This window comes from Streptomyces panacea (assembly GCF_040560175.1).
In the GTDB taxonomy this organism is placed as follows: Bacteria; Actinomycetota; Actinomycetes; order Streptomycetales; family Streptomycetaceae; genus Streptomyces; species Streptomyces panacea.
Genome location: NZ_JARJHW010000016.1, coordinates 24,202 through 39,157 on the forward strand (window position 1 = coordinate 24,202; position 14,956 = coordinate 39,157).

Sequence of the window (14,956 nt, forward strand, 5' to 3'; positions counted from 1 at the left end):
GTCGTCGCCGCCTACACAACGGCCCCGCGGGCGCTCCGGCGGCCCTGCGGAGGCGGGGCCCACTCCGGCGGGCGTAACCTGGAGACCCCCGGCCCGTTCGACGTGTCGGGCCCTTTGCGTTGCCCACCCCACACCCGCGTCACCTGTATTCGGACGGAAGCCCCTTCATGAGCCTGCACGGTCTGCTCGACGCCGTTGTACGAGACCCGGCGCTCGCCGAAGCGGTCGGCGCCGCCGCCGACGGGCATCGAATGTATGTCGATCTGGTCGGCCCGCCCGCCGCCCGCCCCTTCGCGGTCGCGGCCCTCGCGCGGGACGCGCGCCGTACCGTCCTCGCCGTCACCGCGACCGGCCGGGAGGCCGAGGACCTCGCCGCCGCGCTGCGGTCCCTGCTGCCCGCCGACTCCGTCGCGGAGTTCCCGTCCTGGGAGACGCTGCCGCACGAGCGCCTGTCGCCCCGCAGCGACACCGTCGGCCGCCGGCTCGCCGTGCTGCGCCGGCTCGCGCACCCCAGCGCCGACGACCCCGGCGCCGGGCCGGTCAGTGTCGTCGTCGCGCCCATCCGCTCCGTACTCCAGCCGCAGGTCAAGGGCCTCGGCGACCTGGAGCCGGTCTCGCTGCGCGGCGGCGGGACGGCGGACCTGAACGAGGTGACGCAGGCGCTGGCCGCCGCGGCGTACTCCCGTGTCGAACTGGTCGAGAAACGCGGCGAGTTCGCCGTACGCGGCGGCATCCTGGACGTCTTCCCGCCCACCGAGGAGCACCCGCTCCGCGTGGAGTTCTGGGGCGACGACATCGAGGAGATCCGCTACTTCAAGGTCGCCGACCAGCGCTCACTCGAAGTCGCCGAGCACGGACTGTGGGCGCCGCCCTGCCGTGAACTGCTGCTCACACCGCAGGTACGGGAGCGGGCCGCCGCCCTCGCCGAGGTGCACCCCGAGCTGGCCGACATGCTCGGCAAGATCGCCGAGGGCATCGCGGTGGAGGGCATGGAGGCCCTGGCCCCGGTCCTCGTCGACGACATGGAGCTGCTGCTCGACGTACTGCCCGCCGGCTCGATGGCGCTGGTCTGCGACCCCGAGCGGGTCCGCACCCGGGCCTCCGACCTGGTCGCCACCAGCCAGGAGTTCCTCCAGGCGTCCTGGGCGGCCGGAGCCGGCGGCGGCGAGGCCCCCATCGACGTCGGCGCGGCCTCCCTGTGGGGCATCGCGGACGTCCGCGACCGGGCCCGTGAGCTGGGGATGATGTGGTGGTCGGTGGCGCCGTTCGCCGCCGACGAGGAGCTGTCGCAGGACACCCTCAAGCTGGGTATGCGCGCCCCCGAGACATACCGCGGCGACACCGCCCGCGCCCTCGCCGACACCAAGGGCTGGCTCGCCGACGGCTGGCGCACCGTCTACGTCACCGAGGGCCACGGCACCGCCGCCCGTACCGTCGAGGTACTGGGCGGCGAGGGCATCCCCGCCCGCCTCGACACCCCCGAGGCGCACGGCGGCAAGGGCCTGGGCGAGATCACCCCGTCCGTCGTGCACGTCGCGTGCGGCTCGATCGACTACGGCTTCGTGGACCGGGCACTGGGGCTCGCCGTCCTCACCGAGACCGACCTGTCCGGCCAGAAGGCGGCGGGCAAGGACGGCGTACGGATGCCGACCAAGCGCCGCAAGACGATCGACCCGCTCACCCTGGAGGTGGGCGACTACATCGTCCACGAGCAGCACGGCGTCGGCCGGTACGTCGAGATGGTGCAGCGCACCGTCCAGGGCGCGACGCGCGAGTATCTGCTCGTCGAGTACGCCCCCGCCAAGCGCGGCCAGCCCGGTGACCGCCTCTACATCCCCACCGACCAGCTCGAACAGGTCACCAAGTACGTCGGCGGCGAGGCCCCCACCCTGCACCGCCTCGGCGGCGCCGACTGGACGAAGACCAAACAGCGCGCCAAGAAGGCCGTCAAGGAGATCGCCGCCGACCTCATCAAGCTCTACTCGGCACGGATGGCGGCCCCCGGCCACGCCTTCGGCGCGGACACACCCTGGCAGCGGGAGCTGGAGGACGCGTTCCCGTACGTGGAGACGCCCGACCAGCTCTCCACCATCGCCGAGGTCAAGGAGGACATGGAGAAGACGGTCCCGATGGACCGCCTGGTCTGCGGCGACGTCGGCTACGGCAAGACGGAGATCGCCGTGCGCGCCGCCTTCAAGGCCGTCCAGGACGGCAAGCAGGTGGCCGTCCTCGTACCGACGACGCTGCTCGTGCAGCAGCACTTCGGGACCTTCTCCGAGCGGTACGCGCAGTTCCCCGTCGTCGTGAAGGCCCTGTCCCGCTTCCAGAGCGACAGCGAGGCGAAGGCGACCCTCGAAGGGCTGCGGGAGGGGTCGGTCGACATCGTCATCGGCACGCACCGCCTGTTCTCCTCCGAGACGAAGTTCAAGGATCTCGGCCTGGTCATCGTGGACGAGGAGCAGCGCTTCGGCGTCGAGCACAAGGAGCAGCTGAAGAAGCTGCGCGCCAACGTCGACGTGCTGACGATGTCCGCGACGCCGATCCCGCGCACCCTGGAGATGGCGGTGACCGGCATCCGCGAGATGTCGACCATCACCACCCCGCCGGAGGAGCGGCACCCGGTGCTGACCTTCGTCGGCCCGTACGAGGAGAAGCAGATCGGCGCGGCGATCCGCCGTGAACTGCTGCGCGAGGGCCAGGTCTTCTACATCCACAACCGCGTCGAGTCGATCGACCGCGCCACCTCGCGGCTGCGTCAGATCGTGCCCGAGGCGCGCATCGCGACCGCGCACGGCCAGATGTCCGAACAGGCCCTGGAACAGGTCGTGGTGGACTTCTGGGAGAAGAAGTTCGACGTCCTCGTCTCCACGACGATCGTGGAGTCCGGCATCGACATCGCCAACGCCAACACGCTGGTGGTCGAACGCGGCGACAACTTCGGCCTCTCCCAACTCCACCAGCTGCGCGGCCGGGTGGGGCGCGGCCGGGAACGCGGCTACGCGTACTTCCTCTACCCGCCGGAGAAGCCGCTCACCGAGACGGCGCACGAACGTCTCGCGACGATCGCCCAGCACACCGAGATGGGCGCCGGCATGTACGTGGCGATGAAGGACCTGGAGATCCGCGGCGCGGGCAACCTGCTCGGCGGCGAACAGTCCGGGCACATCGCGGGCGTCGGCTTCGACCTGTACGTACGCATGGTCGGCGAGGCGGTCGCGGACTACCGCGCGGCCGTCGACGGCACGGTGCAGGAGGAGCCGCCGCTGGAGGTCAAGATCGAACTCCCGGTCGACGCGCACATCCCGCACGACTACGCGCCCGGCGAGCGGCTGCGCCTCCAGGCGTACCGCGCGATCGCCTCCGCCAACTCGGAGGCCGACATCACCGCCGTACGGGAGGAATTGACGGACCGTTACGGCAAGCTCCCCGAACCGGTGGAGAACCTGCTGCTGGTGGCGGGCCTGCGCATGCTGGCACGCGCCTGCGGGGTCGGCGAGATCGTCCTCCAGGGCCCCAACATCCGCTTCGCGCCGGTGGAGTTGAGGGAGTCGCAGGAGCTGCGCCTCAAGCGCCTGCACCCCCGCACGGTGATCAAGCCGACGGCCCACCAGATCATGGTCCCGCGCCCGACGTCGGGCAAGATCGGCGGCAAGCCGGTGGTCGGCCGCGAGCTCCTGTCGTGGACGGGGGAGTTCCTGGCGACGATCCTGGGGTCGTGACCGCTCTCAGACTCAACTCCCCGCGTACCGCCCGTCCGGTACTTCCGCTGCTCGTCGTCGCCCTCGCCGCCACGCTGCTCACGGGGTGCGACGACCTCGATCCCGCCGGGTCCGGCGAGGCCGACGGCAGCGCCCCGGACGGGCGGGCGACCAGCCCGCTCAAGAACACCGACGGCACCGCGCCAGGTCTCGCGCCCCTCACCGGGGACGCGGACCTGGCGGCGGCGCGCAAGCTGATCGGGTCGCTGGAGGTGAAGGGGCGCGGGCCCAGGACCGGGTACGACCGGGACAAGTTCGGCTACGCGTGGATGGACTCGGCCGACGGCGTCCCGTTCGCCCGCAACGGCTGCGACACCCGAAACGACCTGCTGAAACGCGACGGCCAGGAGGTCGAGTTCCGGTCGGGCTCCAACTGCGTGATCGTCTCGATGACGCTGCACGACCCGTACACCGGCAAGGACATCGCCTGGAAGAAGAAGCGGGCGACGGCCGTCCAGATAGACCACATGGTGCCGCTCTCCTACAGCTGGCAGATGGGCGCGGCCCGCTGGAACGAGGACAAGCGTGAGCGGCTGGCGAACGACCCCCTGAACCTGCTGCCCGTCGACGGCCCCACCAACAGCGGCAAGAGAGACTCGGGCCCCGCCTCCTGGCTGCCGCCGAACAAGTCGGTGCGCTGCGCGTACGTGGTGCGGTTCGCGCAGGTCGCGGCGGAGTACGAACTCCCGGTGACCGCCGCCGACAAGCGCGTGATGACCGTCCAGTGCGGCGGCTGACAACGGCGCGCACGCGTGAGCCGCGGCTTCGCCGAACCGCTCGCCCCGGGTACCCGGTGCCCTCATGGCCGTGCACTGCGAGGCCACACGCGGCTACGGTGTCTACGTCGAACCCAATGCGTGGGTGCGTCACCGGATCCGAGCGTTGGGGACAGGTCCGGGGGCCGGGGGAATCCGTACGGCAGGGTTCGGCGGGCGGTGCCGCTGTATACCCTCGATACGCTTTCGCAGACGTCCCCCTGGCCTGTCAGGAGCAGCATGCACGGCCCCGGAATAGCGCATCCTCCGCCGAACGGCACACCCACGCCGGGGATGCTCGCCTTCCTGCGCGTGATCTTCGTGGCGATGCCGTTGCTGACCTGCGGTTTCCTCTCCTGGGCGGCGACGCTGCGGGTGGCGATCGTGACCCGGTCCGTCCTGAACTGGTGGCTGTTCGTCGGGAACGTGGCCCTCAGCGTCCTGTGGATCTTCTATCTCGCCCAGGACGACACCGACGACTTCGGCAGCCGTGAGGGCAACATCGGCATGATCGGCATGCTGTCGACCGGTGCCGCCGCCATCGCCTACTACCTGTACGCGGACTTCAAGCACTACCGGGGCCACGCGGGGCCGTACGGGGGCTACTACCCGCCGCCCGTGACGGGGCAGTACCAGCCGCCCGCCAACTCCGGTTACGGCTACGGCGGTCCCACCCGGCCCATGGCCGGCCAGCAGCAGCCGCAGCCGTACCAGCAGCCCGGCCCCGCGGCCCCCGTCCGGGCGCAGCCCAACCACCCCACGCCGCCGCCCCGGATCGACCAGGTGCGCGCCGAGCTGGACGAGCTGAGCGATCTCCTCCGCCGCGACGGCCGCGACAGCGGGAGCGGGAACGGCGGGAGCGGCGGGAACAGCCGCGACGGCGGCAACAGCGGCGAGGGCGACAAGCGGTGAACGCCCGCGTCGTCGCGGGCCGTTACGAGATGGCCGGCCTCATCGGCCAGGGCGGCATGGGCCAGGTCTGGACGGCGTACGACCAGCGCCTCGGCCGCCGCGTCGCCGTGAAACTGCTGCGCCCCGACAAGATGGCCGCCGACGCCGGCGCCGAGGACATGCGCCGCCGGTTCATCCGCGAATGCCGGGTCACCGCCCAGGTCAACCACCCCGGCCTGGTCACCGTGCACGACGCGGGCAGCGACGGCGACGAGCTGTACCTGGTCATGCAGTACGTCGAAGGCACCGACCTCGCCGCCCACTTCATCGGACACGCGCCCTATCCGTGGCAGTGGGCGGCCTCGGTCGCCGCCCAGCTGTGCGGCGTCCTCGCCGCCGTACACGCGGTGCCCATCGTGCACCGCGACCTCAAGCCGCGGAACGTGATGGTCAAGCCCGACGGCACCGTCCTCGTGCTCGACCTCGGCGTCGCCTCCGTCATCGACACCGACACCACCCGCCTCACCCACACCGGATCGGTCATCGGCAGCCCCGCCTACATGGCCCCCGAGCAGGTGATGGGCGGCGCCGTCGGCCCGTACACCGACCTCTACGCACTCGGCGTGGTCCTGCACGAACTCCTCAGCGGCAGCGTCCCGTTCCCGGGGACGACCGCCCTCGGTGTCCTGCACCGGCATCTGTACGAGCCGCCCGTCCCGGTCCGCCGGATCCGCCCGGAGATCCCCGAGACGCTGGAGGCGCTCGTCCTGCGCCTGCTCGCCAAGGACCCGCAGCACAGGCCCGCCGGAGCGCAGGAGGTGTACGAGGCACTCGCCCCGCTGCTTCCCACGCGCGGTGTGGTCGGCGCGCCCCACTCCGGCCAGGCCGGCACACCGCTGGACCCGAGCCGCCCGTTCCTGCGCCCGCACGCGCCCTGGCCCGACCGCGCCGCCGCCCCGCCGCCCGCGCCCCTGGCGCCGAAGCCGGAGAACGTCCCCGCCCGGCGGCCCGACGTCGCCGCCGCCGTTGACGAGGCCAAGCGTCTCCTCGGCGAGGGCAGCATCACGCAGGCCGTGGACATCCTCGGCGGAATCCTCCCGGCTGCGGCGGCCGAGCACGGCGAGCGCTCACCGGTCGTCCGCATCCTGCGCAAGCAGTACGCGACGACGCTGATGGACGACGGCCAGTACCGCCGCGCCCTGCCCGAGCTGCGCCGCCTCGCCGACGACCGCGCGGCCGAGGCCGGCCCCGGCGACCCGCAGACGCTCCAGTTCCGCTTCGATGCCGCGCAGTGCCTCGAACAGCTCGGCGAGGCGGGCGCGGCGCTGGAGGAGTACCGCGCGGTGCTGCCCTACTACGAAGGCGCCGGACAGCCGGGCGCCGACCAGTCGCGTGCCTTCGACATCCGGCACCGCATCGGGCATCTGCTGCTCGCGGTGGGCGACCACTCGGCGGCGCAGCAGCAGTTGCAGTACCTGCTGTACGACGCGGAGCGCGCGTACGGCCCGTACCACCCGCTGCCCGTCGAACTACGGCGTGGGCTCGACCGCAGGCAGCAGTTCCGGGGCACCACCCGGGGCAGGTAGTTCCGCCGGGCCGGGCTGTTCGTCACGTCGCGGCTGTTTGTCACGTCGCGGCTGTTCGCGACGTCGCCTCCGTACGGAGAGCGCGCCGACGCCCAGCAGCACGAGCAGCGACGCGGCCCCCAGGGCGCCGCCCGAAAGCAGCCCCGGCGGACGGAAGGAGCAGTCGACCGAGGTCGTCGTGCCGTCCGGGTCCAGCGGGACGGCCACCAGCCCCAGCGACGAGTCGGCGGGCTTCCCGGCGCAGCTCCAGCCGGCGATACGGGGTACGGCGAGAACGGCCGTTCCCGCGCTCCCGGGCGGCAGTTGGGCCCGTACGCCATGGTCCGATACCCGCACGGAGACGGCGCCGGTCTTCTTCATCCGGTCCACGGCGGCGGCGAGGCGCGCCCGGTCGAGGCAGGCCACCGTCCGCACGCCGGGCGCCTTCCGGTCGAACGTCACCCGCTCACCCACGCGTTCGGCCGTCCCGAGCGATGTCACGGCCGCGCGCCAGCGGGGCCTGTCGCCGCGCAGCATGACCGGCGGGGCGTCGCCGAGCCGGGCGGTGCCGTAGTAGTCGGGCGCCCAGAGGAAGACCTCGCGGCCGGCCGGGCAGGCGCCCGCCACGGGGGCGGCGTAGACGCGCGAGCCGAGCAGCAGTTCCTGATTGCGGAAGGGCGAGGGCCCGTAGCGCGGTGGGGTCCGTTCCGGCGGCCGTACGGTCACCAGCGGAGGCACGTCGGCCCGGCTCACCTCCGGGCGCGACAACGCGGGCCCGCCCGCCGATCCGCCCGCGCGCCCGCCCGCCGCCGAAGATCCGGCCTCCTCCGTACGGAGGCGCGCGCCCACCGCGAACACGGCGTCCACGACCGGGTTGTCCAGGCTCTGCACCGCCCGCCCGTTCGACGTCCAGCCGGCGCCCAGCGCGCCGAGCGTGCGCGTCAGCACCTCGGGCGTGTGACTGCTGTAGTAGGAGGAGCCCTGCCCGCCCAGCAGCAGCGGATCGTTCGCGGTGATCTGCGTACGCCCCGGGTCGGTGCGGTAGCGCGGCCACCCGTCCACCTCGGCCAGCGCGTCGGCACGCTTCTCGTGCGCCGCGCCCCAGGCCGGGTAGTGGTCGAGCCGATCCAGCCGCGCCCGGTCGGCGTACGCGGTGGTCGCCGCCGCCTGCCCCGCGAGCCCGCCCACGAGCAACAGGGCGGCCAGCGCCGCGTAACGGCGCCGGGGGAGCCGTACCACCAGCAGCGCCGCCACGGCCGCCGCGAGCCCGCACGCGAACAGCGCGAGGGCGCGCCGCCCGGTCAGCGCGTCGGTGGCGGCGACGAGCCCGACCGCGACCAGCACCCCACTGCCGCCGAGCAGCGCACGGCGGCCCGGCCAGCCGTACGCCAGGCACTGCCAGGCCGCGATCACCAGCAGTCCGGACAGCACGAACGTCTGGCGGAAGGGGCTGCCGTTGGGCGTCGCGAAGGCGTGCCACACCAGATGCGTCGGCCCCCACTGCGAGGAGAGCGCGACCGCGCCCGCGAGCCCCGCCCACGCGACGCGCTCGCGTCTGGGGACGGCCCGGTTGAAGGGCAGCACGGCGGCGAGGAGCAGGGCGCCGCCGCCCAGGAAGACGGCGGGCGTGAAGAAGTCGTACGTCGCGGGCAGCGCCCGCGCGAACACCTCGCTCCAGCCGGCCGCCCTGAACTCCGTCGTCCAGCCCGGATAGGCGTGCCGCGTCCCCATCACGACCGGCAGCAGCACGGGCGCGGCGAGCCCGATCCCGAGCAGCACGGTGAACGCGCCGCGCACCAGGACCCGCAGCCGTTCGCGCATCACCCCTTCATGGAGCAGGAGTTGGACGCAGAGCACGAGTACCGCGCCGAGGGTCGCCATGTACGCGGTGTAGAAGTTGGCGACCCAGGCGAGGGCGACGACGAGCGGGCCGACGACCGGCCGCCGCCCCGCCCGTACCCACTCACCGACCAGGCAGAGCAGGGGGAAGGCGATGAGCCCGTCGAGCCACATCGGGTTGTACGACGCCTCGATGACCGACCAGCCGCAGAGCGCGTACGTGGCCCCGAGCACCCCGGCGACCCACCAGGGGGCCGCGCCCGACCCCGGCCGTCTCCTCGCCATCGCCGGCAACAGCCACGCCATCGCCGCGCCCGCCGCCGCCATCTTGAGCACGGTGATCACATACACGGCGAGATCGATCCGGTCCCGTGGAAAGAGCCCGACCAGCAGGGCGAACGGGCTCGTCAGATACGTGCCGAGGTCGGGCAGGAACGCGGTGCCGTACCCGGACTGCCAGTTGAGCAGCAGCCCGCCGTCCCCGCGCCCGTGCAGCAGGTCCCACAGCTTGGCGTGGAAAGGGACGAACTGATTGCCCAGGTCGTTGACGCTCCGGGTGCGGGAGCCGAACGGGAAGCTCCGGGCCACCGCGTCACCCGCGCAGACGGCGGTCACGGTGATGAGGGCGGCGAACGCGGCTGCCCGGCCACGCACGGATTCCAGGGTCGGCATAGTGATCGAATATGTCAGCGTGCATCCCGACAAAAGGGCTGTTGGTGCTTCAGTTCATGTGATGGCCGCCCGCAATTCACGCGGGGACTCCAACGGTGACATTCCTGTCGGATGTGGTTCTACGGTGCTGATCTCGATAGTGGTCCCGTGCTTCAACGAAGAGGAGATCGTCGACCGCTTCCACGACCATGTGACCGATGAACTCGCGCTGCTCGAAGGGGAACTCGGGCATGAATTCGAGCTGGTCTATGTGGACGACGGTAGCCGGGACGGCACTCTGGAGCGGCTGGAGAAGATCGCCGCGGCCGACTCCCGCACCCGTTACGTCTCCTTCAGCCGCAACTTCGGTAAGGAGGCCGCGATGCTCGCCGGCCTCCAGTACGCGAGGGGCGAGGCCGTGGTCATCATGGACGCGGACCTCCAGCACCCACCGGCGTTGGTCCGCCGCATGCTCTCCCTCCATGAGGAGGGCTACGAGCAGGTCATCGCCCGCCGCACCCGCAAGGGCGACCGCGTCACCCGCACCCTGGCGGCCCGCGCCTACTACCGGCTGATCAACCGTCTGATCGAGGTGGAACTGGTCGACGGCGTGGGGGATTTCCGGCTGCTCTCCCGCCGCGCGGTCGACGCGGTGCTCGGCCTCGCCGAGTACAACCGCTTCTCCAAGGGAATCTTCGCCTGGGTCGGATTCCGCTCGACGACATTCGAGTACGAGAACGCGGTACGTGAGCAGGGCCGTTCCAAATGGAGCTTCGGAAAGCTGCTCAACTACGGGCTCGACGGCATGCTCTCCTTCAACAACAAGCCGCTGCGGGCCGCGCTCTACCTCGGACTGCTGCTGCTCACGCTCGCCTCCGTGTACGCGGCGTGGATTGTCGGCGTCGCCATGGTGAACGGGGTCGACACCCCCGGCTATGTCACACTTCTGGTGGCCGTCACAGCCCTGTCGGGCGTGCAGATGGTGATGGTGGGAGTCGTCGGCGAGTACGTCGGCCGCATCTATTACGAGGTGAAGCGGCGCCCCCACTACCTGGTGGCGGCGACCGACGCGGACCGCCCCCGGCGGGCACGTGCGGCGACCGCGGCGACGACGGCGACGACGGACCAGGAGCTCGTAGGCACATGACGGTCCGGGGCCAGCTGATCCGATTCGCGCTCGTCGGGGTCGTCAACACCGGTTCGTACTACGCCTGTTATCTGGTGCTGCTGACCTGGCTCCCGTACGTCGCGGCGCATGTCGTCGCCTTCGTGCTCAGCATGACCGGCTCCTTCTTCCTCAACTCGCGCTTCACCTACCGGACCCGGCCGACCTGGCGGAAGTTCCTGCTCTTCCCGCTCACCAACGCGGCGAACTTCACCATCACCACGTGCGGTGTCTATCTGCTGGTCGACGTGCTGCACCTCAGCAGGACGTACGCGCCGCTGATCGCGGCGGCCGCGGCGATCCCGATCACATTCGTGGTCTCCCGCACGATCATGCTGCGCCCGGACGACCCGGACGACCCGGACGACCCGGACGACCCGGACGACCCGGACGACCCGGACCGCCGCGACGACGCGAACCCCGCCGACGCCCCGGACCCCGCCGGCTACGCCGCCCCCGTCCCGAGCCGCGCGGCCCGTATCGACAAGTAGTGGTACTCGGGCGTGCTCGTCGTACGGGAGGCCGCGGCCCGGTAGTTCTCGGCCGCCGCCTCCCGGTCGCCCGCCATCTCCAGCAGATGCGCCCTGACCACGTACAGCCGGTGGTGCCCGGCGAGCCGCCCCGCCGCTTCGAGCCCGTCGACGGCGGCGAGCCCGGCGGCCGGACCCCGCACCATCGCCAGCGCGACCGCGCGGTTCAACGAGACCACCGGATTGTCGACGAGCGCGTCGAGCACCCCGTACAGCGCCAGGATCTGCGGCCAGTCCGTCTCGTCGGCCGACCCCGCCTCGTCATGGACGGCGGCGATCGCCGCCTGCACCTGATACGGGCCCACCGGGCCGTACGGCAGCGCCGCCGTGATCAGCGCGACGCCCTCGGCGACCGCCGCGCCGTCCCAGCGCCCCCGGTCCTGCTCGGTCAGCGGGATCAGCTCGCCGCCCGGCCCCGTCCGGGCCGCGCTGCGGGCCTGGGTGAGCAGCATCAGCGCCAGCAGCCCGGTGATCTCGCTGTCGTCCGGCAGCAGTTCATGGACGGCCCGGGTCAGCCGGATCGCCTCGTGGGACAGCTCGACCCGCTGGAGTTCGGGCCCGGCGCTCGTGGCGTACCCCTCGCTGAAGATCAGATACAGCACGTGCAGTACGGCTCCGAGCCGGCGCTCCCGGTCCGCGTCGTCCGGCCCCGGCATCCGGAACGGCACCCCGGACGCCCTGATCCGCTGCTTCGCCCTGCTGACCCGCTGGCCCATGGTCGCCTCGGGCACCATGAAGGCGCGGGCGATCTCCCCCGTACCGAGACCGCCCACGCACCGCAGCGTCAGCGCGACGGCGGCGGCCGGCGACAGCGCCGGATGGCAGCACAGGAACAGGACGGTCAACGAGTCGTCCCGGTCGGCCGGTTCGTCCGCGTCGGCGGGCGGCGCCACCCGCCGGTCGGCGGGCTCCCGCCCCGTCGCCAGGTCCTCACGCCGCCGCCGCGCCTCCTCCGCGCGCACCCCCTCGGTCATCCGGCGGCTCGCGACCTGGATCAGCCAGCCGCGCGGATTACCCGGCACGCCCTCCCGCGGCCACTGCGTCGCCGCCGCCAGCAGCGCCTCCTGCACGGCGTCCTCGGCGGCGGCGAAGTCCCCGAAGCGCCGCGTGAGCACGCCGACGACCTGCGGCGCGAGTGTGCGCAGCAGGTCCTCGTCGTGGAAGGTGGTACGGCTCAACGCCCGCTCTCTCAGAGCTCGTCGGGCGGGCCGGCCATGATCTGCCGGGCCTCGATCGCCATGTTCAGCGGCTTGCCGCCGGGGCCGGGGGCCGCCGAGATGTACGCGGCGATCTCGTCCGCCCGCTCGGACGTCTCGCAGTCGACGACCCAGAACCCGGCCAGGAACTCCTTCGTCTCGGGGAACGGCCCCTCGGTGACGACGGGCGCGCCGCCGCTCCCGGCCCGTACGATCCGCGCCGTGTCCGGCCCGGCGAGGCCCTGGGCCTCCACGAATTCGCCCGCGTCCTTGAGCATCGTGTTCGTGTCGCCCATGAAGGCGATGTGCGCCCGGATCTCCTCGGGGGTCCACGTCGAGATCTCCGGGAAATCCGCGGTCCGGGCGCTGAACTGCATCAGCAGCATGTACTTCATGGCTCGCTCCTCTTCGTAACTGTCCAGTGGTGCTCTCACACACTGGTAGAAGCCACCGCCGCGATTTCGACACCCCGGCCGACCGGTCGGCGAAGTTTTCGAAAAAAGACCGGCTGACTGGATCGGATCCGCCGCCACTGCCTAACATCGATCAACGCACGGTCGTTGTCACGATCCAGGAGGCACCCTTTGCACCGCCGCCGTCGCACAGCGCTCACCCTCTCCGCCGCGCTCCTCGCAGCGGCCCCGCTCCTCACCGCCTGCGGCAACGACGCCCATCCCGGCGCGGCGGCCGTCGTCGGCGGCGAGCGCATCGACGTGTCCTCGCTCCAGGCCCAGGTCCGGGACGTGCGCGACGCGCAGCAGGAGTCTCCGCAGGCGGCCGAGCTCATCAAGAACACCGGCCAGCTCAGCCAGGTCAAGCTCAACAGCATGATCTTCGACGAGATCCTGCGGAAGGCCGCGGACGACGCGGGTGTGAAGGCGTCCCGCAAGGACATCCAGAACACCCGCCAGGCGGCGGCCCAGCAGTCCGGCGGCGAGGACCAGCTGGCGGCGATGCTGCTCCAGCAGGGCGCGCTCACCCCGGGCCAGATCGACGCCGCGATCCGCCGCGAGGTGCTGATGTCGAAGCTGGCCCAGTCGCTGGGCGCCAACACCGCCACACCGGAGGGCCAGCAGCAGGTTCTCGCCGTGCTGGTCAAGACGTCCGAGGACCTGGGCATCGACGTCAACCCGCGCTACGGCGCGTGGGACACCAAGCAGGTCAGGCTCGGCGAGGCGAAGACGCCGTGGCTCACCCAGGTCACGAAGGAAGCCCCGCCGGAGCAGGCCCCGACGGGCGCGTGAGACGAGGCCGGGGCCCGAGGGTAGGTTGCTCCGGGTGACCGAAGAACCCGCCGTCGCCCCCGGCCGTATCGTCCTGCTCACCGTCAGCCACCGGGTCGCGCCGGGCGTGCTGTCCTGGCCCGCCTGGCAGACGCTGCGCGAGGCCGACCAGGTCCTGTGCGCGGACCCCGCGCACCCCCAGCTGCCGTATCTGCGCGAGGCCGGCGTCACCGTCGAACGCTCCGCGCCCACCGCGCGGGAGCTGGTCGACGCCTGCGCCGGCGGCCGTACGGTCGTGGTCCTGCCCTCCGGCGAGGGCGACCAGGCCCTCACCGACGGCCTCTCCCGCCTCGCGGGCTCGGGCCGCGTCCAGATGCCCGACCTGGAACTGCTCCCCGGCTCCTACGACCTCCCGGGCGCCCGCCTCCTGGACCTCGTCCAGGTCATGGACCGGATCCGCGCCGAATGCCCGTGGTCGTCCACCCAGACGCACGAGGGCCTCGCCAAGTACGCCATCGAGGAGTCGTACGAACTGGTCGAGGCGATCGAGAGCGGCGACCGCGACGAACTGCGCGAGGAACTGGGCGACGTCCTGCTCCAGGTGGTCTTCCACGCCCGTATCGCGGAGGAGGAGGACGAGCCGTTCTCGGTGGACGACGTCGCGGCCACGATCGTCGAGAAGCTGATCCACCGCCACCCCCACGTCTTCGGCGACGAGACGGCCGAGACCCCGGCCGACGTCCACGCGCACTGGCTGCGCACCAAGGCGGTGGAGAAACAGCGCGACTCGATCACGGACGGCGTCCCCCTGGCCCAGCCGGCCCTCGCCCTGGCCGCCAAACTCACCTCCCGCGTCGCCGCCGCACCCTTGGACGTCCCGCTCCCCCAGGGCGAGGGCATCGGCTACGACCTCCTCGCCCTGGCCGCCCGCGCGGACGCCGCGGGCATCGACCCCGAATCCGCCCTCCGCGCGGCGGCCCGCACCTACCGCGACACGATCCGCGCGGCGGAGCGGCGCGGTTCAGACGGGTAGCGGCCAGCTCGGCCGGTTCGTCTCCCCGTCGCACGCCCCTCCGGCGGACCGGTCAAGGCGGGCGAGCGCGACCACTTTGCCGAGGCAGGTACCGACACCCCAGCGCCGTAGCAGACGCGCTCCGTCTGGAGGTCCGGAGCGCCGGCGGGCGGCGGCCGAGGAGGACCGCGCACGCGAGTGCTGTGGCCGTGCATGTTCGGGAATGGCGCTCGGCTGTGGGGGTCGCGGAATGCTGGTAGAGGTCGCAGGGGTTCCCGTACCCGCGGGACGGGCGGCGGAGGCGGCGCGAATGGTCTGTGCGCAATACGCCGACGACGCGCTGTACCACCACTCTGTGCGGTCGTACTTCT

Annotated in this window: 11 protein-coding genes; 8 read left to right on the top strand and 3 right to left on the bottom strand. The window is 72.1% G+C overall.

The genetic code is table 11. The features are described 5' to 3' along the window. The first annotated feature begins 167 nt into the window (after positions 1-167). The 4 genes from mfd to P3L51_RS06515 all read left to right on the top strand — a co-directional run bounded on the left by mfd (position 168) and on the right by P3L51_RS06515 (position 6,990). Positions 168-3,719, top strand: coding sequence for a transcription-repair coupling factor (mfd, locus tag P3L51_RS06495; protein ID WP_354604092.1), 3,552 nt, complete (start codon positions 168-170; stop codon positions 3,717-3,719). Positions 3,720-3,766: 47 nt separating this feature from the next. Beyond that, a complete protein-coding gene (locus P3L51_RS06500; protein ID WP_435594389.1) occupies positions 3,767-4,495 on the top strand; it encodes an HNH endonuclease family protein in 729 nt (242 codons plus the stop codon). A gap of 258 nt (positions 4,496-4,753) precedes the next feature. Beyond that, positions 4,754-5,425 (top strand): hypothetical protein, encoded by a 672-nt coding sequence (locus tag P3L51_RS06510; RefSeq protein WP_354604093.1) that lies wholly within the window; start codon positions 4,754-4,756, stop codon positions 5,423-5,425. After that, entirely contained in the window at positions 5,422-6,990 is a 1,569-nt protein-coding gene (locus tag P3L51_RS06515) for a serine/threonine-protein kinase (protein WP_354604094.1), read from the top strand. Before P3L51_RS06510 ends, P3L51_RS06515 begins: the two co-directional genes overlap by 4 nt. Here the strand turns inward: P3L51_RS06515 and P3L51_RS06520 are convergent. Then, positions 6,934-9,480 (bottom strand): YfhO family protein, encoded by a 2,547-nt coding sequence (locus P3L51_RS06520; protein WP_354604095.1) that lies wholly within the window; start codon positions 9,478-9,480, stop codon positions 6,934-6,936. The genes P3L51_RS06515 and P3L51_RS06520 overlap by 57 nt on opposite strands. Before the next feature lie 124 nt (positions 9,481-9,604). Between P3L51_RS06520 and P3L51_RS06525 the strand changes: the two genes are divergently transcribed. Continuing rightward, the gene (locus tag P3L51_RS06525; protein WP_354604096.1) at positions 9,605-10,606 is read left to right on the top strand and encodes a glycosyltransferase family 2 protein; all 1,002 of its coding nucleotides are present in this window, start codon (positions 9,605-9,607) and stop codon (positions 10,604-10,606) included. Further along, the gene (locus tag P3L51_RS06530; protein WP_354604097.1) at positions 10,603-11,115 is read left to right on the top strand and encodes a GtrA family protein; all 513 of its coding nucleotides are present in this window, start codon (positions 10,603-10,605) and stop codon (positions 11,113-11,115) included. The genes P3L51_RS06525 and P3L51_RS06530 overlap by 4 nt, the downstream gene beginning before the upstream one ends. Here P3L51_RS06530 and P3L51_RS06535 read toward each other — a convergent pair. After that, a complete protein-coding gene (locus tag P3L51_RS06535; RefSeq protein ID WP_354604098.1) occupies positions 11,070-12,332 on the bottom strand; it encodes an RNA polymerase sigma factor in 1,263 nt (420 codons plus the stop codon). The two genes, P3L51_RS06530 and P3L51_RS06535, sit on opposite strands and share 46 nt — an antisense overlap. Before the next feature lie 11 nt (positions 12,333-12,343). Then, a complete protein-coding gene (locus P3L51_RS06540; RefSeq protein WP_354604099.1) occupies positions 12,344-12,745 on the bottom strand; it encodes a YciI family protein in 402 nt (133 codons plus the stop codon). A 189-nt stretch (positions 12,746-12,934) separates the two neighbouring features. On the opposite strand from P3L51_RS06540, the gene P3L51_RS06545 reads away from it, so the two are divergent. Both P3L51_RS06545 and P3L51_RS06550 read left to right on the top strand, forming a co-directional pair. Continuing rightward, positions 12,935-13,594 carry a SurA N-terminal domain-containing protein gene (locus P3L51_RS06545; RefSeq protein ID WP_354604100.1) on the top strand — a complete coding sequence of 220 codons (660 nt, stop codon included), beginning with the start codon at positions 12,935-12,937 and terminating at the stop codon, positions 13,592-13,594. Between the two features lie 34 nt (positions 13,595-13,628). After that, positions 13,629-14,606, top strand: coding sequence for a nucleoside triphosphate pyrophosphohydrolase (locus P3L51_RS06550; protein WP_354604101.1), 978 nt, complete (start codon positions 13,629-13,631; stop codon positions 14,604-14,606). Positions 14,607-14,956 lie beyond the last annotated feature (350 nt).

Bases quoted from the DNA above. Each gene is read 5' to 3' on its own strand.
- mfd (WP_354604092.1), top strand. From the start codon at position 168: ATGAGCCTGCACGGTCTGCTCGACGCCGTTGTACGAGACCCGGCGCTC.
- P3L51_RS06510 (WP_354604093.1), top strand. From the start codon at position 4,754: ATGCACGGCCCCGGAATAGCGCATCCTCCGCCGAACGGCACACCCACG.
- P3L51_RS06520 (WP_354604095.1), bottom strand. From the start codon at position 9,480: ATGCCGACCCTGGAATCCGTGCGTGGCCGGGCAGCCGCGTTCGCCGCC.
- P3L51_RS06530 (WP_354604097.1), top strand. From the start codon at position 10,603: ATGACGGTCCGGGGCCAGCTGATCCGATTCGCGCTCGTCGGGGTCGTC.
- P3L51_RS06540 (WP_354604099.1), bottom strand. From the start codon at position 12,745: ATGAAGTACATGCTGCTGATGCAGTTCAGCGCCCGGACCGCGGATTTC.